This window comes from Pseudomonas sp. H1h (assembly GCF_000633255.1).
GTDB lineage: Bacteria > Pseudomonadota > Gammaproteobacteria > Pseudomonadales > Pseudomonadaceae > Aquipseudomonas.
Genome location: NZ_AYMJ01000031.1, coordinates 166009 through 189197, shown reverse-complemented (window position 1 = coordinate 189197; position 23189 = coordinate 166009). Strand labels below are relative to the sequence as shown.

The following is a 23189-nucleotide window of genomic DNA, read 5'->3' as shown; positions in this document are numbered from 1 at the left end:
AGCAGCCACTACATAACTTCAGCCCTTCACCAGACTGCGCACCGCCACAATCTCCGGCACCTCCACCTTGCTCATGTACACCCGCAGCGGCTCGCTGATGTTGATCCGGTCATCGATGTTCTGATCCAGCAGCAGCTGAATCAGCTCGCGCTTCAAGGTCATGGTCGTCTCAGAGGCCGCAGCCCAGACAAACTCGCTGGTGGGAATGATGCCGTCATCGGCCACGTCCATGCCGAACGAATCTTCGCTGAAACGCACGATGTACTGACCGGTCTTGCGGTTGAGGCCGACAAAGCCCTTGAGGTCGTCGGCCGCCTGGCAGATGAGTTGGGAAGTGATGCGCATGGTAAACCTCACGAAAAATCATCGATGGTTTACACGCAGGGCAAAACAATCGGCGCGCCCTCTGCCGGGGCGTCTGCCAGAGGCAAGCGTACTGCAAACAGCGCCACAAAAGTGCAGGAAAAATCGCTTTTAATACGTTTATGTCGGTCTGGCGATAGCACGCAATCGATTCAGTTGTTAAAAGGTACGTCTTTGAAAATGCCCTGCGAAAGGAACTCGAACATGCCCGCCACTTTCACCAAAAGCGCCCTCATGCTGAGCCTGATGCTCGGTCTCGGCCAGGCCCACGCCGCCGCCCAGACCAACATCGATGCGCTGGCCGCCGCTCACGGCATCCCGCATCCGGCGGTGATCGCCCACCGTGGCGCGTCCTTCGATGCACCGGAATCCACCGCCGCCTCCTACAAACTGGCCCGCGACCTCGGCGCCGATTACCTGGAAATGGACTTGCAGCGCAGCAAGGACGGTGTGCTGTTCGCCCTGCACGATAACAATCTGCAACGCACCACCGACGTCGCGACCAAATTCCCGGAGCGCAAGGACAGCCCGGCCACGGCCTTCACCATGGCCGAGCTGAAAACCCTCGACGCCGGCAGCTGGTACAACAAGGCTTACCCGGATCGCGCGCGTCCGACCTACGCCGGGCTGAAAATCCTGACCCTGGACGAAATCATCGACATCGCCCAGGCCAACCCGAAACACAAGCCGGGCCTGTACATCGAAACCAAAGAACCGCAGCTGTTCCCCGGGATCGAGCACGACCTGAAAGAGAAGCTGCAGGATCGCGGCTGGCTGAGCCCGGCCGGTTCGAAACTGGCGAAGAGTGAGCTGGGCGTCGGCCAGGGCAAAGGCAAGGTGATCCTGCAGACCTTCGAGAAGAACAGCCTCGTACTGCTGCAAAAGGAAATGCCGCAGGTGCCGAAGATCCTGCTGCTGTGGGTCGGCGAAGGCAGCATCGAGCCGAAATCGGCAGTGACCTTTGCCGAGTCCGGCGAAAAAGACAAGAACGTGTTCTACGGCAAGCAGGAGCCGAAGTCCGAAGCCGAGTTCAAACAGTGGGTTGATTTCGCCAAGGCTCAGGGTGCCATCGGCACCGGCCCTTCGGCCAGGCTGACCAAGGGCGGCGACCAGAGCTATTCGGATCTGGTACAGCCGTGGATGAACCAGTACACCCACGATCAGGGCATGCTGGTGCACGTGTATACCGTCGATGAGCCGGTGGACTTCGAGAAAGTCATGGCGGCGGGTGTCGATGGCATCTTCACCAACCGCGCCAGCGAACTGTTGAAGTTCTACAAGCGCCCGGCCAGTGCCAGTGTTGATCAGGTGTTGAAGAACAACGGGTTCTGATCGGTCAACCGGGTGGTCCGCATCGCGAGCAGGCTCACTCCTACAAGAGCCCTGCACGCGATGCGGGGTTTTAAGGGTGAATTAAGTTGCAGTGGTTAACCTGAGCCCACTTCAACGAACAACCCAAGGAATGACCCGATGAAAAATTTGACTGCCCTGTTTACCGCCGCTGCCCTGACACTGACCGCCGGCCTGGCCCAGGCTGACGTCCGCGTCGACCAGATCCCGCAACTGGTGAAGGAAGGCAAGATCAAGTCGCTGGAGTCGATGAACGCCGAGGCGCTGAAACTGCACCCGGGTGCGACCATCACCGACACCGATCTGGACAACCACTTCAACGGTTACGAGTACGAAGTCGAGCTGAAAACCGCCGATGGCAAAGAGTTCGACGTGGACTTCGATGCCACCACCGGCAAGGTCCTGAGCAACAAGCAAGACACCTGATACACCGCCGAAAAAGCCGCACGATCGAAGGATCGTGCGGCTTTTTTGCGTCTGGCCTCAGGCTGATCGCTTCAGCCGCGTAATCAATGCGCGCCAAGCCCCCGGCAGCCCGCTAGTATGGGCGCAGGTCGATCAACGACAGCAGACGAGAGCGATGGGCATGGGGCAGACAGCGGCAGCAGACATCGCGACAATCGGCCGGATCAGCGCGGTTCCGGCGATCCTTCAGGTGATCCGCGAACTGACGGGCCTGCGTTTTGCCGCGGTGGCGCGGGTTACCGAGGATTCGTGGACCACCTGCGCGGTGCTCGATCAATTGGCGTTCGGCTTGCAGGTCGGCGGTGAACTGGACGTGGTCACCACGCTGTGCCACGAAATCCGTCAGTCGCATGTTTCGGTGGTGATCGACAAGGCCAGCGAAGACCCGCTCTACCGCGAGCATCACACCCCGCGCCTGTACAAATTCGAGAGCTACATTTCGGTCCCGGTGTTTCGCACCGACGGACGTTTCTTCGGCACCATCTGCGCCCTCGACCCGATTCCTGCGCAACTGAAATCCAGCACGATTCAAAGCACCATGGAGTCTTTCGCGCGGATGCTCGCGCTGCAGATCGAAGCCGAAGAAAACCTGCAACGCACCGAAACCGAGTTGCAGGCCGAACGGGAAAACAGTGAGCTGCGCGAACAGTTCATCGCCGTGCTCGGCCACGATTTGCGCAACCCGCTGTTCGCCATCAGTGCCGGTGCCGAAATGCTCTTGCGCAAGCACCCGGACCCGGCCATCGACGTGCGCGTGCGCAACATTCTTGGCAGTGCGCAACGGGCGACGCGGCTGGTGGATGACGTGCTCGATTTCGCTCGCGGACGGTTGGGCAATGGCATTCCGGTGGATATCCAGCGCTGCGCGGACCTGACCGAAGCGGTGCAGCAGGTGGTGACGGAGATCCGCAACGTGCACCCGGAACGCACGATCAGCGCGTCCATTGGCGACTTGCAGGGTGTGCATTGTGACCGTGCCCGGATTGCCCAACTGCTGTCGAACTTGCTGGCCAATGCCGTGGCCCATGGCGACCCGGCGGGCGACATCGAAGTCATCGCTCAAGTCGAGCACGGTGCGTTGATGCTGGCGGTGAAAAACCAAGGGCATATTCCCGAAGCGATCCTGCCGCATCTGTTCCAGCCCTATTCACGCCCGGCCGGCAGCACGCCCCAGGCCGGCCTCGGTCTAGGTCTGTATATCGCCAGCCAGATTGCCCAGTCCCACGGCGGGCGCCTGCATGTCGCGTCCACCGCTCAGAGCGGCACGCTGTTCACCTTCAGCCTGCCCACCCCCTGAGACACACCACAGTTCCCAGCAAGCTCACTCCTACAAGGGGAACGTGATGTTCAGGCCGAAGTGCTGACCAGCGAGCCCGAGCTGCTCGAACCCGACTGCTGCAACGCCTGCAACAACGCCGCCGTCGCCGTCTGCAACGAAGCCGACGTGCTGGATATCTGCGACTCGGCGGACGCCACATCAGCTACCTTGGCATCAGCGTCTTCCTGCTTGGCCTGGGCCGCCTGCAAAGCCTGTTGCTGTTCCTGCAGTTGCTTTTGCAGCTCGGCAATCTGCTTGCGCAGTTCTTTCACCGAATCCGATTCATCGCTGCTGTCGGAACTGCTGTCGCCCGCCGGCGCAGCGCCCCCACCGGCAGCGACTTTGCCGGTATCCGCGCTGACGCCGTTGCTGGCCGTGGCGGTGGTGCTGGAGGCGTCCTCGGTAGCGTCGCTGATTTTGGTTTTGCTGGTGGCGGTGCTGAGGGTCTGGTTGATTGAAACAGAGGTGATGCTGACCATGGGAAGGCTCCGATGCCGGTTATGAATAATCGGCCATCGGCGGCGCTCGCCCTGATTTGAGATCGACTGTGTACCGACTCGGTAACCGAATCGGTACACCCAGGCTCGATCAGGCGCTCAGGCGCGCGGTGACCTCATTGAGTTGCCCGGACAGACCATGCAGGTTCTGGCTGGCGCTTTCGGTGCGCTGCACGCTGTTGAGGTTGGTGCTGGCAATCGAGGTGATCTCGGTCAGGTTGCGCGAGATGTCTTCGGCCACCGAGGTCTGCTCTTCGGCAGCGGTGGCGATCTGGCGGTTCATGTCGCGGATCGCTTCCACCGCATGGGTGATGCGCTCAAGCATGGCGCCGGCCTGGGTCACTTGCTCGACGCTTTCATCGCTGCGCGCCTGACCGCTTTCAATCGCGTGGGCAGCGTCCACCGCGCCGGTCTGCACGCTCTGAATGATCTGGTTGATCTCGATGATCGACTCCGCCGTGCGCTGCGCGAGGTTGCGCACCTCGTCGGCAACCACGGCAAAACCGCGTCCGGCCTCACCGGCCCGCGCCGCTTCAATCGCCGCATTGAGCGCCAGCAGGTTGGTCTGCTCGGCGATGCCGCGAATCACTTCCAGCACCTTGCCGATACGCCCGCTGTCGGCTTCCAGACGACGGATGACCGTGGCGGTGTTGGCGATTTCGCTGCGCATCTGGGTGATGGTGTGGATGGTGCTCTGCATGACCGTTTCACCCTGTTGGGCGGACTGGTCGGCATCGTCGGCCGCGCGCGCCGCGTCCGCTGCGTGACGGGCGACCTCTTGGGCGGTGGCGGACATTTCGTTCATCGCCGTCGCCACCTGGTCTGTGCGGTTGAACTGCTCGTTGGTGCCGCCGGCCATGGTCGTGGCAATGGCGTTCAGCTCGCCGCTGGCGCTGTCCAGATCACTGGCGCTGCGTTGCAGGTGGGTGAATGTTTCGGCAAGGAAGTCACGCAGGGTATTGGCGGCGGCCGCAAGGTTGCCCAACTCGTCCTGGCGGTTGTTGGCAACACGTTCGGCGAGGCGCCCACGACTCAACTGGGTGACGTAATCGATCAGCTTGCGGATCGGTTCGATCAGGTTGCGGTTGACCAGCCACAGGCTCAAGAGACCGATCAGAAGCCCCGAGCCCAGCATCACCAGAATGCCCAGCAATACGGTGCTGTCGGCACTGGCGCTGATCTGCGCCGACTGTTCGTTGCCGTGCTTGCGCAGCTCGGCCACCAGTTCGCTCATCTGATCGCTGGTGGCACGGTCTACACCTTTGACAGCGGTGTCGCCAGCGGTTGGATCGCCACCGGCCGCCACGTAGGCATCACGGCCTTTCTGGTAGGCGCTGCCCAGTTGACGGTGCTCGTCACGCAGGCGTTCGATGCGGTTTTTCAGCGCCGGCTCGATGCCTTTCTGGCCGGCCAGTTCACCGAGGATGTTCTGCACATCGCGCTGGCGATCTTCGAACTGGCTCCAGTATTTGGCCAGGTCCGCCGGTTGCTTGCCGCGCAGCAGGACGTTCTTCCATTCCTGTACCTGCACCTTGAATTGCAGGTTGGCCTCGTCGATCAACTGCGAGGTGTGCAAGGGACCTGCGATCAACTGGCTGTAGTTCTGCACGCCGTTGGACAGGAAATGAAAACAGGCCAGCGCGATCAACAACATCGCCAGCAGGCTGCCGCTCAGCAGGGCGAGAATTTGCGCTCTCAGGGATTTTTGCAGCATCGCAAGATACTCAGGACAGGGATGAGGCACGCCCGGTGAGGCGTGGAATTTTGCCGGACATCCGTGTCGGCGAGCCTTGGCTCATGGCCAAGCGCGCGCAACGTAACCTAAGCGTGATCGGCGCACCAGAGCGCTTCTTGAAGAAAATCCGACCGCCGGTAAGACATTGATCTGGCGTCATTTAGTCGTCACACAAGTGTCATATGCGCTTGCGATGATGCGGCTCAGTGAACCTGCCATTCCGCGACCGACGCGCCCTCCTCGCAGCGAGCCTCCATGAACCACAGCCTCGATATCAGTCATCGCGACCCTGACTTGTTCGGCCTGCTTTACGGTTTCCGTTTCCGCCCGGGCGAACGTGGCCGCGAAGTCGATTCGGCGACCGCCCTGCGCTGCCTGCAAGACGACAGCGACGGTGATGAATTTCTCTGGTTGCACCTGAACCTGGCCCACGCAGCGTGCGAACGCTGGATGAAAAGCCACCTGCAATTGCCCGAAGAATTTTTTGAAGCGTTGCACGAAGGTTCGCGTTCAACGCGCATCGAACACGTTGACTCGGCCTTGCTGGCGGTGGTCAACGACGTGGTGTTCAACCTCAGCAGCATGGTCTCCTCCGACGTGTCGACGCTGTGGGTCTGCGTGCGCAGCAAGTTGATCGTCAGCGCGCGCCTGCAACCGCTGCACTCGGTGGACAAACTGCGCTCGTCGGTGAAGGCCGGCGAATGCTTTCGCTCGCCGTCGGAACTGCTCGTGCACCTGTTGCGCGATCAGGGCGAAGTGCTGACGCAAATCGTGCGCAAGACCAGCATGAGCGTCGACCAGGTGGAAGATGAATTGCTCTCCTCACGCCTGTCGACCAACCGCGCCGAACTCGGCGCCAATCGCCGGGTGCTGGTGCGCCTGCAACGGCTGCTGGCGCTGGAGCCGGGGTCGTTGCTGCGCCTGCTCAACCGCCCGCCCCCGTGGCTGCAGAAGGAGGACGTCAAGGAGCTGCGCAAATCCACCGAGGAGTTCGCGCTGATCATCAACGACCTCACTGCCCTCGGTGAGCGGATCAAGTTGCTTCAGGAAGAGATCGCCGCCAACCTCAACGAACAGAGCAACCGCACGCTGTTTACCCTGACGGTGGTGACGGTGCTGGCGCTGCCGATCAACATCATTGCCGGTTTCTTCGGCATGAACGTCGGCGGCGTACCGCTGGCGACGGATCCGGAGGGGTTCTGGATTCTGGTGGCGCTGGTGGTGACGTTTACCGTGATTGCCGGGCGCTGGGCATTTCGCAAGCGCGGGGATTATTGAGCCCCCATTCGTTGCCAACACATTCCCCCTGTGGGAGCGAGCCTGCTCGCGAAAGCGGTGTCCCATTCAACAAGGATGGTGTCTGACACTCCGTCTTCGCGAGCAGGCTCGCTCCCACAGGGTTGTTCATTGTCCTTCGGATCAGTGGTGGGGCTAAAAGCCCAAACACTGACCTGCCGCAGTCTCTCTGTAATATTTAGCAACGATCATGACCGGCACTCCTTCCCTCGCTCAGGATTGTCCGCTCATGGCTACTCCCTCCCTGACCGCCCACCAGGCGTCCGCCCCCAGCGGCCGGCCGGCCCTCGACAAGAAAACCAGCCCGTTCACCTACGTGATCTTTTTCGCGGTGCTCGCGATGGGGATGCTGTTCACCGCCTACAGCCTGATGCACGACATGCACGAACTCGGCACGGTGGTCACCACCTGGACCCCGTTCCTGCTGCTCGGTGTGGCGTTGCTGATTGCGCTGGGCTTCGAGTTCGTCAACGGTTTCCACGACACCGCCAACGCCGTGGCGACGGTGATCTACACCCACTCGTTGCCGCCGAATGTCGCGGTGGTCTGGTCGGGGTTCTTCAACTTCCTCGGGGTGCTGCTGTCCAGCGGCGCCGTGGCGTTCGGCATCATCGCCCTGCTACCGGTGGAGTTGATTCTGCAGGTCGGTTCGTCCGCCGGTTTCGCGATGATCTTCGCCCTGCTGATCGCGGCGATCCTGTGGAACCTCGGCACCTGGTGGCTAGGTCTGCCGGCGTCGTCATCGCACACGTTGATCGGCTCGATCATCGGCGTAGGCGTCGCCAATGCCCTGATGCATGGGCGCGACGGCACCAGCGGCGTGGACTGGGCGCAAGCGACCAAGATCGGTTACGCCTTACTGCTGTCGCCGCTGGTAGGTTTCGGTTGTGCGGCGCTGTTGCTGCTGGCCCTGCGTGCGTTTGTGAAGAATCGCTCGCTGTACAAGGCACCGGAAGGCAACACCCCGCCACCGTGGTGGATTCGCGGCTTGCTGATCCTCACCTGCACCGGTGTGTCCTTCGCCCACGGCTCCAATGACGGCCAAAAAGGCATGGGCCTGATCATGTTGATTCTGGTCGGTACGCTGCCGATGGCGTACGCCTTGAACCGCACCATGCCCGAAGAACAATCGCTGCAGTTCGCCGCCGTCGCGCAAGTGACCCAGCAAGCGCTGGTGAAAAGTGCGCCGCTGCCGGCACCCGCCGACCCACGCGCAGTGCTCTCCGATTACGTACGCAGCAAGGAAGCCACGCCGCAGTTGATCCCCGCCCTCGCCTCCCTCACCGGGCACATCGGCGAAGAAGTCAAAGGCTACGGCTCGTTGGCCAAAGTCCCGGCGCAAGCCATGGGCAACGTGCGTAACGACATGTACCTGGCCAGCGAAAGCATTCGCCTGATGGACAAGAACAAGGTCGGCAACTTCGACGCTGACACCACCGGCAAGCTGCAACTGTTCAAGCAGCAGATCGACAACGCCACGCGGTTCATTCCGCTGTGGGTCAAGATCGCCGTGGCCATCGCTCTGGGGCTGGGCACCATGGTCGGCTGGAAGCGGATTGTGGTGACGGTGGGTGAGAAGATCGGCAAGACCCACCTGACCTACGCCCAAGGCGCCTCGGCAGAAACCGTAGCGATGCTGACCATCGGCGCGGCGGACATGTTCGGCTTGCCAGTGTCGACCACCCACGTGCTGTCCTCGGGCGTGGCCGGGACCATGGTTGCCAATGGCGGCGGCTTGCAGATGAAGACCATCCGCAATCTGCTGATGGCGTGGGTGCTGACATTGCCGGCGGCGATTCTACTGTCGGGCAGCCTGTATTGGCTGTTCACCCAGATCTTTTGAACAACACGCCCCCTGTGGGAGCGAGCCTGCTCGCGAAGGCGTCTAACCAGTCAGCTCAGTGTTGCCTGACACGCCCTCTTCGTGAGCAAGCCCACTCCCACCCTTAATACCGGCCAGCCCGGATACTTCATCCACCACCAACCCCCTGTGGGAGCGGGCTTGCTCGCGAAGGCGTCTAAACAGTCAGCTCAGTGTTGCCTGACACGCCCTCTTCGTGAGCAAGCCCACTCCCACCCTGGATAACGGCCAGCTCCGGATATTTCATCCACCACCCATCCCCTGTGGGAGCGAGCCTGCTCGCGAAGGCGTCAGATCAGTCAGCTCAGTATCGCCTGACACGCCCTCTTCGTGAGCAAGCCCACTCCCACCCTGAATATCGGCCAGCCCGGATATTTCATCCACCACCAACCCCCTGTGGGAGCGGGCTTGCTCGCGAAGGCGTCTAACCAGTCAGCTCAGTGTTGCCTGACAGGCCCTCTTCGTGAGCAAGCCCACTCCCACCCTGGATAACGGCCAGCCCGGATACTTCATCCACCACCAACCCCCTGTGGGAGCGAGCCTGCTCGCGAAGGCGTCAGATCAGCCAGCTCAGTGTTGCCTGACACGCCCTCTTCGTGAGCAAGCCCACTCCCACCCTTAATAGCGGCCAGCCCGGATACTTCATCCACCACCAACCCCCTGTGGGAGCGAGCCTGCTCGCGAAGGCGTCTAACCAGTCAGCTCAGTGTTGCCTGACACGCCCTCTTCGTGAGCAAGCCCACTCCCACCCTGGATACCGGCCAGCCCGAATACTTCACCACCACCCACACTGGATCTCCATGGATTTTAGAGCTCCGAACGGATCAAATCGCCCAGCCAATCCATGAACACCCGCACCCGCAGTGGCAAGTGCCGTTGCCGCGCATACAGGATTGAAATCCCCATCGCCGGCGCGGTGTACTGCGGCAGCACGCTGACGATCTCGCCGCTGTCCAGATCGGCATTCATCCCGGTGCGTGGCACCTGAATCAGACCAAAACCGCCCAGGCACGCCAATTTGTAAGCATCGGTGCTGTTGACCGTCACGCTGCCGGCCATCGGCAATCGGTGAACCTGCCCGTCCTGCTCATACACAAACCCTTCCGAGCGCGAACCCAGTACGCCGACGTAATGCACCAGCCGATGTTGCGCCAGGTCTTCCAGTGTTTGCGGCACACCGTAACGCTCCAGATAAGCCGCACTCGCGCAGTTGATCATGGGCAGGTCGCCCAAGTGTCGCGCCACCACCGTTTGATCGGGTTGTGCGCCAATGCGCACCACGCAATCGAAGCCTTCGCTCAGCAGGTCGACGCGGCGGTCGGTGCTGCTGATCTCCAGCTCCAGGTTGGGATGGCGATCCATGAACTCGGGCATCCTCGGCATGATCAACCGCCGCGACAGAATGCTTGGCATGTCGACACGAATGCGCCCGGTCAGCGACGCCTCATCCTGACGAAACAAGCCTTCTATTTCGTCCATGTGCGAAAGCAGATCCTTGCTGCGTTCGTACAACACCAGGCCGTCCTGCGTCACTTGCACCTTGCGCGTGGTGCGTTGCAGCAGGCGCGTGCCAAGCAGAGTTTCCAGCGCCTGCACATGCTCGGACACCGTGGAGCGCGGCAGGCCGAGGTTTTCCCCGGCGAGGGTGAAACTCGATAACTCGCTGACCCGGACGAAGGTGCGCAGCAATTCCAGTTTGTTCATGAGCCACTCGCTGATTGTTCGACTGATCCGACCAGTGATTCCGGTTTTGCTCTGTTTATCACCTCAGGGCGGATAAATAAACTTCGTTCCATCACCACTCACCACCCATCGAGGACATCACATGAACCGCAAAATCGCATTGATCACCGGCGCCAGCCGTGGCTTGGGCAAGAACGCCGCCCTGCACCTCGCCGCTCAGGGCGTAGACATCATCGGCACTTACAACAGCCGTGCCGACGAAGCGCAGGCACTGGTGGTTGAACTGGAACAACTCGGCGCCAAAGCCGTGATGCTGCAACTGGATGTTGGCCGCAGTGAAACCTTCGCCGCGTTCGGCACGCAGGTCGAACAGGCGCTGCAACACACCTTCGAGCGCGAGCATTTCGATTTTCTGGTCAACAACGCCGGGTTCGGTCTGCATGCCAGTTTCGCCGAGACCACCGTTGAGCAATTCGACATGCTGATGAACGTGCACTTCAAAGGGCCGTTCTTCCTCACTCAGCAACTGCTGCCGCTGATGAACGACGGCGGGCGGATCATCAACATCTCCAGCGGGCTCGCGCGTTTCAGCATCCCGGGCGCCAGTGCTTATGCGGCGATGAAAGGTGCGATTGAAGTCCTGACCCGTTATCAGGCCAAAGAGTTGGGCGCACGGCAGATCACCGTGAATACCTTGGCGCCAGGTGCGATCGAAACCGACTTCGGCGGCGGCACCGTGCGCGACAATGCGGCTGTGAACGCGATGGTTGCCGAAAACACCGCGCTGGGCCGTGCCGGCAAGCCGGATGACATTGGTGGAGCCCTGTCGTTGCTGCTGTCGCCGGGGGCGCAGTGGATCAATGGTCAACGGGTTGAAGCGTCCGGCGGAATGTTCCTCTGAACGATCCTGTGGAGCTGCCGCCGGCAGCTCCACAGGGATGGGTCAGTTCGGGCAGGTGTGGCGGGTCATGAACCGCGCACGCACCACGTCATACCCCCAGTGATACACGTAGGTGTACGGCAGGAAAAACAGCAGCACGCCGATGTCGAGCAAGAACGCCTGCCACAGGCTGACCGACAGCCACCAGGCAATCAGTGGTACGCCCATCACGATCAACCCACCTTCAAACAGCAGCGCATGGACCACCCGCGTCCAGGCGTTATGGCCGATATTCAGGCGCTTGAGCGTCCGGTCGAAGAAACCGTTGAACACTACGTTCCAGGCCAGCGCCAGCATGGCGATCAACACCGTCACCGCGCCCATGTCGAGCAGCGGTTTGTCCATGATCCACGCCAGCAGCGGCGTGCAAATAAGGATCGCCAGAAACTCGAAACCAATGGCCTGAAAAATACGTTCAACAATGGATTTGTTAGCAGTCATCGCCTGACTCCTTGAGTGAAGATGGTTGCCATGATCCACTCTCGAACCGATACTTCGTAACCAATAACCATCGATCAAGGCGATAGTTCATGGCTTCGCAGGAAGTGCTGCTGGCATTCGTTCAAGCAGCGACGCAGGGTTCGTTCTCGGCGGCGGCGCGCAAACTGGGGCGCAGCCAGTCGACCATCAGTGCGGCGGTGGCCAGCCTGGAGATCGACCTCGACCTGATCCTGTTCGACCGCAGCAGTCGCAAGCCGACACTGACCCCGGCCGGCCACGTGATGCTGCAACGGGCCGAGGCGATTCTGGCGGCCACCAGTCGTCTGGAAATAACCGCCCGGCAGCTGAGCCAAGGCGTCGAACCGAAGCTCACCGTGGCGATTTCCGATACCTACCAATCGGCGCGCTTCGAAGCGGCACTGGTCGACTTCGAGCAGCGTTATCCGGACCTGGAACTGGAATGTCTGATCGCCGAGTGCGACGACCTGATCGAACTGGTCCAGCGTGGCCGCGCGCACCTGGCCTTCGCCGAAATGCGCGACAACTATCCACCGGATCTGGTGACTTCGACGGTCGCCGAACGCACCGACATCGCGCTGTTCGTCAAACGTGATCATGTGCTGACCGGCGTCAAACATGTCGACCAGCCAGTGCTGGAGCAGCATCGGGAATTGCGCCTGGCGACCATCGTCAATCCGTACGACAGTCGTGCAAAGGGCCGCGTGTGGTCGGCGCCGAGTTACCTGATGCTGATGGAAATGGCGGAAATGGGTTTCGGCTGGGCGGCGCTGCCACGCTGGCTGGTGGGACGTTTCGGCAACGATACGCTGGTGGAATTGACGGTGCGCGGCTGGCCGCGGCCGGTGTATGTCGATGCGTTGTGGTCACGGATTTACCCGCCGGGGCCGGCGGGGAGCTGGTTGCTGAGCAAGATGCTGGAATAGCGGTGCGCCTCTTCGCGAGCAGGCTCGCTCCCACATTGGATCTGCGTCGTTCACCAAACCCTGTGGGAGCGAGCCTGCTCGCGAAGGCGGCCAATCAGGCCGCCGCGATCTCCACTGGCCGATTCTCCTGGAAATACGCCTGCAGCCCGCGCATCGCCGGCAACTCCAGCGCCTGCGCCGCATAGCACAATCCGACCCGACGAGTCGGTGCCGGCAAGTGCAACGTGCGCACCACTACTCGTGCATGCCCGGTCACCAGCGACTGCGGCAACATCGCCACCCCCACGCCCGCCGCGACCATATGCAACGCCTGCTGTAACGACCCGGCATACCCCGCCACCGCTGCCGGCGAACGCCCATACAACGCCATCAAACGCTGATGCGACGGATGTTGCGGGCAGGTGATCCAGTCTTCAATCGGCGCCCAGCCCGCCTGCGCTGCCGCCATCGGATGCGCCAGCGGCAGCGCCATCACATAGGGTTCCTCCCACAGCGGCAGGAACAGTTCGTCCTCGCAGCACATTTCCTCAACCGCCAGGCGACCGTCACCGTGACAGCCCTCCTCCAGCGTCAACAGCAGATTGGGCAAGGCCTGATGAGCCATGCGCACGAAGGCTTCGGTATGGCTGGCGGCGATGTCGCCTTCGATGCCCAAGGACAGCGCCATGCGGTTTTCGCCGCCGCGAAACATCCGGCTCAGCGCTTCGGACTCAGCCACCATGCGCCGCGCCTGCGGGTACAGCAGCCGCGCCTCTTGACTGACCTCGACACCGCGCGGCTGGCGCACGAACAGGCTGACACCCAGCGTTTCTTCAAGCTGTTTGATCGTCACCGACAGCGTCGGTTGGCTGATGAACAGGCGTTGCGCTGCCACAGTGATGTTGCGTTCCTCGAACACCGCGAGGAAGGCTTTGAGATGACGGATATCCATAGATGATTCCGATAACAGACAGAGGAATAAGGCATTTTTCAGCCGCTGACAGGCTAAATATACTGCGCCCAGCATTCAGTCATTTGATTTTCTTATTTCAGGAGTTCAACCATGGGCAAGCCATTGATCATCATCACCGGAGCCAGTTCGGGCATTGGCGAAGCCGCCGCCCGCCGTTTGAGCGCTGCCGGCCATCCACTGTTACTACTGGCACGCCGGGTTGAACGCCTTCAAGCACTGGAGCTGCCGAACAGCCTCAGCCGTCAGGTCGACATCACTGATCGCGCAGCGTTGCTCGCGGCAGTTGCCGAAGCCGAAGCCCGATTCGGCCCGGCCGATGCGCTGATCAATAACGCCGGCGTGATGCTGCTGGGCGCGATGAGCGAGCAGGATCCGGCGCAGTGGGAGCAGATGCTCGACGTCAACGTCAAAGGCCTGCTCAACGGTGTGCACGCCGTCGTTGCCGGCATGGTCGAGCGCAAGCACGGCACCATCATCAACGTCAGCTCGGTGGCCGGACGCAAGACCTTTCCCAACCACGTGGCGTACGTCGGCACCAAGTTCGCGGTACACGGCTTGTCGGAAAATCTGCGTGAAGAACTGGCGCCGCACAACGTGCGCGTGACCACCATTGCCCCGGGTGCGGTGGAGACCGAGTTGTTGAGTCACACCACCGATGAAGCGATCAAGACCGGGTATCAGGCGTGGAAACAGGAGATGGGCGGCACGGTGTTGAGCGCCGAGGACGTGGCGACGGCGATTGCTTATGCATATGAGCAGCCGCAGGGCGTGTGCATTCGAGAGATCGTTTTGGCAGCGACCCGGCAACAGGCCTGATGATTTGAGGTTGGCTGAACGGGCCCCTTCGCGAGCAAGCCCGCTCCCACAGGTTCTACAGCGGTCACTGTGGGAGCGGGCTTGCTCGCGAAGAGGCCGACACTGCCACCGATTCTCTCGGATCAGCCCAACGCCGCTAATCGCGCCTCGATAAACCGCCGCTCCGGCTCCTGCCGTGTCAGCTCCAACGCGCGCCGATACGCCGCCCGCGCCTGTTCCACCCGCCCTAACTGCCGAGAGAATTCCGCCCGCGCCGAATGCGCCAGGTGGTAATCCTGCAACTCGCCGCGATCCAGAATCCCCTCGATCAGTATCAACCCGGCCAACGCGCCATCGCGCTTGGCCACCGCCACCGCGCGATTCAACTCAATCACCGGCGACGGCACCGCCCGCAGCAGCACGTCGTACAGCCCGACGATCTGCTGCCAATCCGTTTGCGCCGCTGACGGCGCTTCGGCATGCACCGCGGCAATCGCCGCTTGCAGGCAATACGGACCGAACCGCCGTGTGGTCAGCGCGCGCTCCACCAGCGCACAGCCTTCGGCAATCAGCTCGACATCCCACTGCGTACGATCCTGATCGTCCAGCAGCACCAGTTCACCACTGGGCGAAGTCCGCGCTGGCCGTCTCGATTCGTGCAACAGCATCAGCGCCAGCAACCCGATTACCTCCGGTTCCGGCAGCAACTCCATCAGCAACCGCCCGAGCCGGATCGCTTCACGCGTCAGATCCTCGCGGGTCAACTCAGCGCCGACCGACGCCGAATAACCCTCGTTGAACACCAGATAAATCACCCGCAACACACTGTCGAGGCGTTCGGGCAATTCGTTCAGGCTCGGTACTTGATAGGGGATTTTCGCGTCACGAATCTTCGCTTTCGCCCGCACGATGCGCTGGGCAATCGCCGCCGGTGCCGAAAGAAAAGCCCGGGCGATTTCCTCAGTGGTCAGGTCGCAGACTTCACGCAGGGTCAGCGGTACTTGCGCATCTGCCGCCAATGCCGGGTGACAGCAGGTGAAAATCAGCCGCAAGCGGTCGTCTTCCACGTCTTCGCCACTCCAGTCGGCCTGTTCCAGCTCTTCGAGTTGCGCCAGCAACAGCGGCTGCGAGGCCTTGAAGCGTGCCCGCCGCCGCAACACATCAATCGCCTTGAAGCGCCCGGTGGACACCAGCCAGGTGCGCGGGTTGTCGGGCACGCCGTCGCGCTGCCAGCGCTCGACCGCGACAAAGAACGCCTCGTGCAAGGCCTCTTCGGCGAGGTCGAAATCACCGAGCAGGCGAATCAGCGTCGCAAGGATCCGCCGCGAGTCTTCGCGATAGACCTGCTCGACCCGCGCCCGAACTTCAGACATTCAGCTGCCGTACCGGGCGCACTTCAACGCTGCCGACCCGGGCCGCCGGAATGTTGCCGGCGACCTGAATCGCTTCGTTGAGATCCTTGGCATCGATCAGGTAGAACCCGGCCAACTGCTCCTTGGTTTCAGCAAACGGGCCATCGGTGATCGACAACTTGCCGTTGCGCATGCGCACCGTAGTGGCGGTCTGCACCGACTCCAGCGCCTGCGCCGCGACCATCCGCCCGCTGCCCTGAATCGACTCGGCGTAGGCCCAGCACTCGGCGTCTTCCGGGCTGTCGGGCGAGCTATGCAGCAGGCGCTCATCGCTGTAGACCAAGCATAGATACTTCATGGTTTTCTCCTGATTCGATCGGATCAACTATGGCTGAAGATCAGGGCTGTACATCGAACAGCGTCGCGCCGCTCATCGGATCGAACGGGGCCGACCAGTGCTCGTGGACGATTTTCCACGTGCCGCCGACCTGCCGATAGCACGCAGTGGCGCGCATCCAGCAGCTCTGGGTTTCGCCCTTGTCGTTGGTGCCGCCACAATGCGCCACCCAATGAGCGAAGGCGAGGTTGTCGGCGGTTTCGATGGCGATCTCGTGGAACTCGAAAATGTGCGGGCCGGAACACATCTCCATGCAGGCTTCCCAGTGTGCGCGGTACGCCACTTTGCCCTTGAATTGCAGGGCCTTGATCGCATCGAAAGAGACGATGTCGTCGGCGTACAACGCCATGACTTTCTCGACGTTCTTGGTCATGACCGCTTCGCGGTCGGTGTTGATCAGGGTCTGGATTGCAGATTGTGCGCTCATGGTGTTCTCCGTTTTTTTGTTGTGAAGACACCCTTAGTCGTTCAGCTGTCGAGCAGATCGACAGGCAAAACAAAAAATTTCCGGCAAAGACAAAATCGATAGAATCCAGACTCATCTTTGTAGGAAAAAGGAAATTCCCGTGTCAGCCCAACTCGTGCCGTACAACAGCCTGAACGCCTTGCAGCGCCAACAAGTCGAGGCGATTGAGATCCATCCCGAGCAAATCAAGTTTTCCGGTGATATCCACGGCGCGCTGCATACGCTGCTGTCCAAACCCGGCCCCGGCGTAAAAGGTTTCGCGCTGCTGGCCGATCAGGTGCCGGTGGCATTCCTGCTGCTCAAGCGCCCGCCGGTGTTGCCGGCCTGGGCCGATGAACACAGCGCCACCCTGCACGCTTTGCAGGTCGATCACCGGGCACAAGGCAAAGGTTACGGCAAGGCCTGCCTGCAGGCGCTGCCCCAAGCCGCGCGTCAGGCGTGGCCGCAGATCAAGGGCCTGGAGCTGTCAGTGGACGCCGATAACGAAGCGGCGATCGCGCTATACGCCAAACACGGTTTCGTCGACAGCGGCGAAGCGTACAAGGGGCGGATCGGTTACGAGCGGCGCATGGGCCTGTTTTTCTGAGTCATCCGGGGGAATCCTCTGCCAGTACAGCCGCTCACCAACGACGATCCACCTGTGGGAGCGGGGAAGTTCAGAGGGTGAGGATCATCTCGTGCCACGCCATCCCGCCGTGGTCGGACTCCGAGGGTTTGATGTAGGCAAAGCCGAAACCGGCATACAGCGGGATGTGCTGTTCCTTGCACATCAGATGAATCGTCGCCTTGTCCAGCCCGCGCATGCGCTCGATGAACTCGGCCATCAGGCGTTTGGCCAGGCCCTGCCCCTGATAATCCGGGTGCACCACCACCGACATGATCACCACATTGAGGCCTTTCGGATCATGGCCGACCAATTCCTTGAACGCCTCGTCCGACATCTGCACGTCAAACGCCGCGCCCGAATTGACGAAACCGGCGACCACACCGTCCACCTCGGCCACGATGAAGCCGTCCGGCCAGGTGGCGATGCGCGTGGCGATCTTTTCCCGGGTGGCGGCCTCATCGCCTTCGTAGGCAACGGTTTCGATGGCGTAGCAGCGATCCAGGTCGGCGGCGGTGACGTTGCGGATGACGGTGTTCATGGCGGCTCGAAAATCAGCAGAAGAAAGTGCCGAAAGCATAAAGGAATAAGGTGTTCATATCGATCCGCGCGGGCAGCGTAAAGCCTGCGTATAAGCGCTTTTCTTCGCACGGGCGGCGGGATATTTCTGCGGTGTGTCTCTGATCACCCTGGGGGGAAACCGTTTATGAGCAGCGTTGAAATCGGCCTGTTGATGGTATTGGGCATCAGTACGTTCGGCTTTATCACCTTGGGCATCGACCTGTTGCGGGCGCGACGGGTGGGCAAGGGTAAACGCGGTTGAGCAACATGAGGCGGATCAGTGATCCGCCTCATCGTTGTCGGCTCAGGATTTACTGTCGACGGGTACGCAGATTTCCAGCTTGCCGGTGCGCTGCTTCGGATTGAAATCGGCGCTGTAGCGTTCCAGCTCCGGGGCATTGAGTTCCACGTAGTGGGAAGCCGGCAGCCAGGTCTTGTAGATGTACTGCAGAGTCTGCGGCAATTGTTCGAGCGGGCCCTTGTGCTCGAACACCGCGTACTGGCGCGGCAGCACTTCAACCCACTGGTAGACCTTCTGGTCCAGGTCATCGAGCTTGCTGATTTCCACCCCGGCGATGTAATCGAAGCCGCCCTTGCCGTCGAAATTACTGCACACCCCGTAGGTCACTTCGTTTTTTTGTCCCTGTATCTTTCCCAGGTGCGGCAAGAACTTTTCCCACAGCGCGGGGATGTCCTTGGCAGTGTCCTGAGTAAATCGACCACGAAATCCTGCAATCAGCAGGAAGTGTCCATGTTCGAAGCGAGGTTCAGCCACTTCGACGCGTTTTTGCTCATCCATGACTCGACTCCTGGAACAAAAAAGGGGGCTCGGCTGGTGAGTATAGAAAGCCCCATCCGTTTCGCACTGTTATAGCGCGTGCAACTGCTCGACGGCAGCGGAGCCAATAAACTCGTTATAACCAGAAACGATCACGTACACCGCGAAATAGCAGAAGATCGCTGCAGATGCCATATAGGAATAGCGCAAAAGCTTGTCGCCCAGCAACTTGCCGCCATGGCTCGCGGCAAAGCACAGACCGGCTGACCACAGCAGCCCGGCGCAGAGAAAACCACCGAGAAACAGCGCCGAACTCAGCGGGCCACCGCCACCGGAACGGGCGATCAAGGTGCCGCCGACCGCGGCAAACCACAGAATCGCGCTCGGCGAGGACATGGCAAGGAAGATCCCGCGAAAGAACTCCTTGCGATGCGAGTTCTGCCCCACCTCAGCGGTCGCGGCCAGTTGCGCCTCATGATGGATCGCCGAGTAAATCATCTTCGCCGCGAAGTAGACCAGCAGCGCCGAACCACCAATCCACAGCACCCAGCGCACGCTTTCGTACTGCAGCAGCACGGTCATCCCGGCCAGTGCCAGCACTGCATAGATCAAGTCACCGACGCAGGTACCGAGGCCCAGAGCAAAGCCCTGAAAGTAACCGCGCTGCATTGCCAGGGTAATCATCGCGATGTTGGCCACGCCGATATCCAGGCACAGCGAGAGGCTCAGCAAGAAGCCGCTGGTGAATTCCATTAAGCATTTCCTTGGGAAAAATTATTGTCATGCACGCTGGACAGTCGGCCATCGCTGCCCTTATCTTCCGCCACAGGTCACCGCAGTGACCAGCGTCGCTCGGACGGTTCCGGGCGCTTACGTTATCCGAGGCAACAATGGCTGAACAAGGTTCGCCGCGCCGCTTTGCGCGCATTGATCGACTCCCCCCTTACGTTTTCAACATCACCGCCGAGCTGAAGATGGCCGCGCGGCGTCGTGGTGAAGACATCATCGACTTGAGCATGGGCAACCCCGACGGGGCCACGCCGCCGCACATTGTCGAAAAACTCGTCCAGGTCGCCCAGCGCGAAGACACTCACGGTTACTCCACGTCCAAGGGCATTCCACGCCTGCGCCGGGCGATTTCCAACTGGTACAAGGAACGCTACGCGGTCGACATCGACCCGGAAAGCGAAGCCATTGTCACCATCGGCTCCAAGGAAGGCCTGGCGCATTTGATGCTGGCGACTCTGGATCAGGGTGACACCGTATTGGTGCCGAACCCCAGCTACCCGATTCACATCTACGGCGCGGTGATTGCCGGCGCCCAGGTGCGTTCTGTGCCGCTGGTGCCAGGCGTGGACTTCTTCGATGAGTTGGAACGGGCGATTCGCGGCTCGATTCCGAAACCGAAAATGATGATCCTCGGCTTCCCGTCGAACCCGACTGCGCAGTGCGTGGAACTGGATTTCTTCGAGCGGGTGATCGCCCTCGCCAAGCAGTACGACGTACTGGTGATTCACGATCTGGCTTACGCCGACATCGTCTACGACGGCTGGAAAGCCCCGTCGATCATGCAGGTGCCGGGCGCCAAGGACATCGCGGTGGAGTTTTTCACCCTGTCCAAGAGCTACAACATGGCCGGCTGGCGCATCGGTTTCATGGTCGGTAACCCGGAGCTGGTCAACGCCCTGGCGCGGATCAAGAGCTACCACGACTACGGCACCTTCACCCCGCTGCAAGTGGCGGCGATTGCCGCGCTGGAAGGCGATCAGCAATGCGTGCGCGACATCGCCGAGCAGTATCGCCAGCGCCGTAACGTGCTGGTCAAAGGTCTGCATGAGCTGGGCTGGATGGTCGAGAACCCGAAGGCGTCGATGTATGTCTGGGCGAAGATTCCCGAGGCCTACGCGCATCTCGGTTCGCTGGAATTCGCCAAGAAACTGCTGGCCGAGGCCAAGGTCTGCGTCTCGCCGGGGGTTGGTTTTGGTGAGTATGGTGATGACCATGTGCGCTTCGCGCTGATCGAAAACCAGGACCGGATTCGTCAGGCCGTGCGCGGGATTCGCGGGATGTTCCGGGCGGATGGCCTGGCCCCGAAATCCGGCAACTGACACCTACCCCTGTGGGAGCGAGCCTGCTCGCGAAAGCGGTACACCCGTCAGCATCATCATTAACTGACACACCGCCTTCACGGGCAGGCTCGCTCCCACACTGGTTTTGGGTGAACCACGAAATCCGCCCACAAAAAAACCGCATCGCTGCGGTTTTTTTGTGTCTGGCGTTCGGGATTAAACGAACAGCGACAACAGCAGGATAAAGCCCAACGCAACCACCGAGAGGATGGTTTCCATCGCCGTCCAGGTCTTGAATGTCTCGGCCACGGTCATGTTGAAGTACTGCTTCACCAGCCAGAAACCGGCATCGTTGACGTGCGACAGAATCAGCGAACCGGCACCGGTGGCCAGCACCAGCAGCTCACGGTTGACGCCCGGGATCATCCCCACCACCGGCACCACGATGCCCGCGCCCGTGATGGTCGCCACCGTCGCCGAACCGGTGGCGATACGAATCACCGCCGCCACCAGCCACGCCAGCAGAATTGGCGAGATCTGTGCGCTGACCGCCATGTGGCCGATCACGTCGCCCACACCGCTGGTCACCAGCATCTGCTTGAAGCCACCACCGGCGCCGATGATCAGGATGATCGCGGCCGTCGGCGCCAGGCTTGCGTCCAGCCACTTGAGGATCTGTTGCGAACCAATGCCCTGCTTGTGCCCGAAGGTGTACAGCGACAGCAGCAACGCCAGCAGCAGTGCCGAGATCGGGTGACCGATCATGTCCATCCACGTGCGGAAGAAGTGACCGTCCGGTAGCGCCACGTCAGCGAAGGTTTTCAGCAGCATCAGGAACACCGGCAGCAGCACGGTGATCAGGGTGATGCTGAAGCTCGGCAGTTTGGTCGAATCGGTTTCACGGGCCAATTGATCGACCAGTTCCTGATTCGGGTGACCGGGGATGTGCTTGGCGATGAAGGTACCGAAGATCGGACCGGCAATGATGGCGGTCGGCAGCGCAACGATCAGACCGTAGAGGATGGTCTTGCCGATGTCGGCGCCGAACACGCCGATCGCTAGCAGCGGCCCCGGGTGCGGTGGTACCAGACCGTGTACGGCGGACAGGCCGGCGAGCAGCGGGATGCCGATCTTGATGATCGACACACCGGTGCGACGGGCAACGATGAACACCAGCGGAATCAGCAGCACGAAGCCGATTTCGAAGAACAGCGGAATGCCCACCAGGAACGCCGCGAACATCATCGCCCACTGCACCTTGTCCTTGCCGAAGGCGCGGATCAGGGTCTGGGCGATCTGATCGGCACCACCGGATTCGGCCATCATTTTGCCGAGCATGGTGCCCAGCGCGAGGATGATGCCGACGAAACCGAGCACGCCACCGAAGCCGTCCTGGAACGCCTTGATGATGGTGCCGATCGGCATGCCGGACGTCAGGCCAAGGAACGCGGCCGCAATGGTCAGGGAGATGAAGGGGTGAATCTTGAATTTGGTAATCAGGACAATCAGCCCGATTACCGTGACCACTGCATCGAGCAGCAGGAACGTGTCGTGGGACATGCCAAACATTGGGGGTGTCTCCTGGCTTGTTGTTGTTATTAAAGCGGGTTAAACAGAATTCGTGAGGACAGCGCTAGCTCTTTCAACACACTCATACCGCCTGTTTCAGACCATGGGCCTGCCACCAGACGTGCGCCTGGGACGCCAGCTCATCGACGCTGTGGATCGACGCATTCAGCGCCAGGGTCAGCGGCTCGCCGACCGGCGATTCAAGCGTGGCGAACTGGCTTTCGATCAACGTAGCCGGCATGAAGTGGCCCGGACGATGGGACACGCGGTCAGCGGCCACTTCCGGGGTCAGCTCAAGAAACACGAAGCCCAGGCCCGGCAAGGCACTGCGCAGCACTTCGCGATAACTGTGTTTGAGGGCCGAGCAGGTCAGCACCGGACGCTCGCCCAGCGCATCGACACGACGCAATTCAACGCACAGGCTGTCGAGCCAGCCGGCACGGTCTTCGTCGTTCAGGGGGATCCCCGCGCTCATCTTTTCGATGTTGGCGGCCGGATGAAAAGTATCGCCTTCAATGGCAGTGGCGCCGCTCAATTGGCACAAGGCCTCGCTGACGCACGTCTTGCCGCAACCGGCAACGCCCATGATGACCAGGGCGGTGATGGGATGACTCATATAACACCTCAGCGCGCAGACAGCGCTACCTTTGCTAGCTATGACTCTAGTGCACAGGCAGAAGTTGCCGACGCCTTCTTGTCGTTTTTTTGGGTTGCAGCAGGTTTTCGCCCAACGCCAAAAAGCGAGGATCAGGC

At 61.1% G+C, this 23189-nt stretch carries 24 protein-coding genes; 10 read left to right on the top strand and 14 right to left on the bottom strand.

The annotated features are described in order from the left end of the window. Positions 1-18 precede the first annotated feature (18 nt). On the bottom strand, positions 19-345 hold the full coding sequence (locus U862_RS0124805) for a DUF2025 family protein (protein WP_025112877.1): 327 nt from the start codon (positions 343-345) through the stop codon (positions 19-21). Positions 346-567: 222 nt separating this feature from the next. On the opposite strand from U862_RS0124805, the gene U862_RS0124800 reads away from it, so the two are divergent. The 3 genes from U862_RS0124800 to U862_RS0124790 all read left to right on the top strand — a co-directional run bounded on the left by U862_RS0124800 (position 568) and on the right by U862_RS0124790 (position 3475). Further along, positions 568-1695 carry a glycerophosphodiester phosphodiesterase gene (locus U862_RS0124800; protein WP_025112876.1) on the top strand — a complete coding sequence of 376 codons (1128 nt, stop codon included), beginning with the start codon at positions 568-570 and terminating at the stop codon, positions 1693-1695. Positions 1696-1833: 138 nt separating this feature from the next. Further along, complete coding sequence (locus U862_RS0124795) at positions 1834-2139, top strand: PepSY domain-containing protein (protein WP_025112875.1); 306 nt, start codon at positions 1834-1836, stop codon at positions 2137-2139. A 160-nt stretch (positions 2140-2299) separates the two neighbouring features. Beyond that, complete coding sequence (locus U862_RS0124790; RefSeq protein ID WP_025112874.1) at positions 2300-3475, top strand: GAF domain-containing sensor histidine kinase; 1176 nt, start codon at positions 2300-2302, stop codon at positions 3473-3475. Positions 3476-3525: 50 nt separating this feature from the next. Here the strand turns inward: U862_RS0124790 and U862_RS0124785 are convergent, their stop codons facing one another. Then, positions 3526-3975 carry a hypothetical protein gene (locus tag U862_RS0124785; RefSeq protein WP_025112873.1) on the bottom strand — a complete coding sequence of 150 codons (450 nt, stop codon included), beginning with the start codon at positions 3973-3975 and terminating at the stop codon, positions 3526-3528. 109 nt (positions 3976-4084) lie between these two features. After that, positions 4085-5707: a methyl-accepting chemotaxis protein gene (locus U862_RS0124780; RefSeq protein ID WP_025112872.1), complete on the bottom strand. Its 1623-nt coding sequence runs from the start codon at positions 5705-5707 to the stop codon at positions 4085-4087. 276 nt (positions 5708-5983) lie between these two features. Here U862_RS0124780 and U862_RS0124775 point away from each other — a divergent pair, with 276 nt between their 5' ends. Beyond that, the gene (locus U862_RS0124775; RefSeq protein WP_025112871.1) at positions 5984-7006 is read left to right on the top strand and encodes a transporter; all 1023 of its coding nucleotides are present in this window, start codon (positions 5984-5986) and stop codon (positions 7004-7006) included. Between the two features lie 247 nt (positions 7007-7253). Then, positions 7254-8867, top strand: a complete 1614-nt coding sequence (locus U862_RS0124770) for an inorganic phosphate transporter (protein ID WP_025112870.1) — start codon at positions 7254-7256, stop codon at positions 8865-8867. Positions 8868-9692: 825 nt separating this feature from the next. Here the strand turns inward: U862_RS0124770 and U862_RS0124765 are convergent. Next, a complete protein-coding gene (locus tag U862_RS0124765) occupies positions 9693-10589 on the bottom strand; it encodes a LysR family transcriptional regulator (protein WP_025112869.1) in 897 nt (298 codons plus the stop codon). Positions 10590-10710: 121 nt separating this feature from the next. Between U862_RS0124765 and U862_RS0124760 the strand changes: the two genes are divergently transcribed. Then, the gene (locus U862_RS0124760) at positions 10711-11469 is read left to right on the top strand and encodes an SDR family NAD(P)-dependent oxidoreductase (protein WP_025112868.1); all 759 of its coding nucleotides are present in this window, start codon (positions 10711-10713) and stop codon (positions 11467-11469) included. A gap of 42 nt (positions 11470-11511) precedes the next feature. Here the strand turns inward: U862_RS0124760 and U862_RS0124755 are convergent, their stop codons facing one another. Next, a complete protein-coding gene (locus tag U862_RS0124755) occupies positions 11512-11949 on the bottom strand; it encodes a multidrug/biocide efflux PACE transporter (RefSeq protein ID WP_025112867.1) in 438 nt (145 codons plus the stop codon). 89 nt (positions 11950-12038) lie between these two features. Here U862_RS0124755 and U862_RS0124750 point away from each other — a divergent pair, with 89 nt between their 5' ends. Then, a complete protein-coding gene (locus U862_RS0124750) occupies positions 12039-12893 on the top strand; it encodes a LysR family transcriptional regulator (RefSeq protein WP_025112866.1) in 855 nt (284 codons plus the stop codon). Between the two features lie 94 nt (positions 12894-12987). Here the strand turns inward: U862_RS0124750 and U862_RS0124745 are convergent, their stop codons facing one another. Beyond that, positions 12988-13824 (bottom strand): LysR family transcriptional regulator, encoded by an 837-nt coding sequence (locus U862_RS0124745; RefSeq protein ID WP_025112865.1) that lies wholly within the window; start codon positions 13822-13824, stop codon positions 12988-12990. Positions 13825-13935: 111 nt separating this feature from the next. Between U862_RS0124745 and U862_RS0124740 the strand changes: the two genes are divergently transcribed. Continuing rightward, the gene (locus U862_RS0124740) at positions 13936-14661 is read left to right on the top strand and encodes an SDR family oxidoreductase (protein ID WP_025112864.1); all 726 of its coding nucleotides are present in this window, start codon (positions 13936-13938) and stop codon (positions 14659-14661) included. 122 nt (positions 14662-14783) lie between these two features. Here the strand turns inward: U862_RS0124740 and U862_RS0124735 are convergent, their stop codons facing one another. The 3 genes from U862_RS0124735 to U862_RS0124725 are packed head-to-tail and all read right to left on the bottom strand — an operon-like array spanning position 14784 to position 16816. Then, the gene (locus U862_RS0124735; RefSeq protein WP_025112863.1) at positions 14784-16013 is read right to left on the bottom strand and encodes an RNA polymerase sigma factor; all 1230 of its coding nucleotides are present in this window, start codon (positions 16011-16013) and stop codon (positions 14784-14786) included. Further along, entirely contained in the window at positions 16006-16350 is a 345-nt protein-coding gene (locus U862_RS0124730) for a YciI family protein (protein WP_025112862.1), read from the bottom strand. The genes U862_RS0124735 and U862_RS0124730 overlap by 8 nt, the downstream gene beginning before the upstream one ends. 40 nt (positions 16351-16390) lie before the next feature. Then, positions 16391-16816 carry a nuclear transport factor 2 family protein gene (locus U862_RS0124725; RefSeq protein ID WP_025112861.1) on the bottom strand — a complete coding sequence of 142 codons (426 nt, stop codon included), beginning with the start codon at positions 16814-16816 and terminating at the stop codon, positions 16391-16393. Positions 16817-16955: 139 nt separating this feature from the next. Here U862_RS0124725 and U862_RS0124720 point away from each other — a divergent pair, with 139 nt between their 5' ends. Beyond that, on the top strand, positions 16956-17441 hold the full coding sequence (locus U862_RS0124720; RefSeq protein ID WP_025112860.1) for an N-acetyltransferase: 486 nt from the start codon (positions 16956-16958) through the stop codon (positions 17439-17441). A 70-nt stretch (positions 17442-17511) separates the two neighbouring features. Here U862_RS0124720 and U862_RS0124715 read toward each other — a convergent pair whose 3' ends face one another. The 3 genes from U862_RS0124715 to U862_RS0124700 all read right to left on the bottom strand — a co-directional run bounded on the left by U862_RS0124715 (position 17512) and on the right by U862_RS0124700 (position 19551). Next, positions 17512-18000: a GNAT family N-acetyltransferase gene (locus U862_RS0124715; RefSeq protein ID WP_025112859.1), complete on the bottom strand. Its 489-nt coding sequence runs from the start codon at positions 17998-18000 to the stop codon at positions 17512-17514. 324 nt (positions 18001-18324) lie between these two features. Then, positions 18325-18819, bottom strand: a complete 495-nt coding sequence (locus U862_RS0124705; RefSeq protein WP_025112858.1) for a GyrI-like domain-containing protein — start codon at positions 18817-18819, stop codon at positions 18325-18327. Positions 18820-18888: 69 nt separating this feature from the next. Next, complete coding sequence (locus U862_RS0124700) at positions 18889-19551, bottom strand: LysE family translocator (protein WP_025112857.1); 663 nt, start codon at positions 19549-19551, stop codon at positions 18889-18891. Positions 19552-19688: 137 nt separating this feature from the next. Here U862_RS0124700 and alaC point away from each other — a divergent pair, with 137 nt between their 5' ends. Continuing rightward, a complete protein-coding gene (alaC, locus tag U862_RS0124695; protein WP_025112856.1) occupies positions 19689-20906 on the top strand; it encodes an alanine transaminase in 1218 nt (405 codons plus the stop codon). A 177-nt stretch (positions 20907-21083) separates the two neighbouring features. Here the strand turns inward: alaC and U862_RS0124690 are convergent, their stop codons facing one another. Together U862_RS0124690 and U862_RS0124685 are read right to left on the bottom strand one after the other, a co-directional pair. Next, positions 21084-22436 (bottom strand): GntP family permease, encoded by a 1353-nt coding sequence (locus tag U862_RS0124690; RefSeq protein ID WP_025112855.1) that lies wholly within the window; start codon positions 22434-22436, stop codon positions 21084-21086. Positions 22437-22518: 82 nt separating this feature from the next. Further along, positions 22519-23052: a gluconokinase gene (locus U862_RS0124685; protein ID WP_025112854.1), complete on the bottom strand. Its 534-nt coding sequence runs from the start codon at positions 23050-23052 to the stop codon at positions 22519-22521. Positions 23053-23189 lie beyond the last annotated feature (137 nt).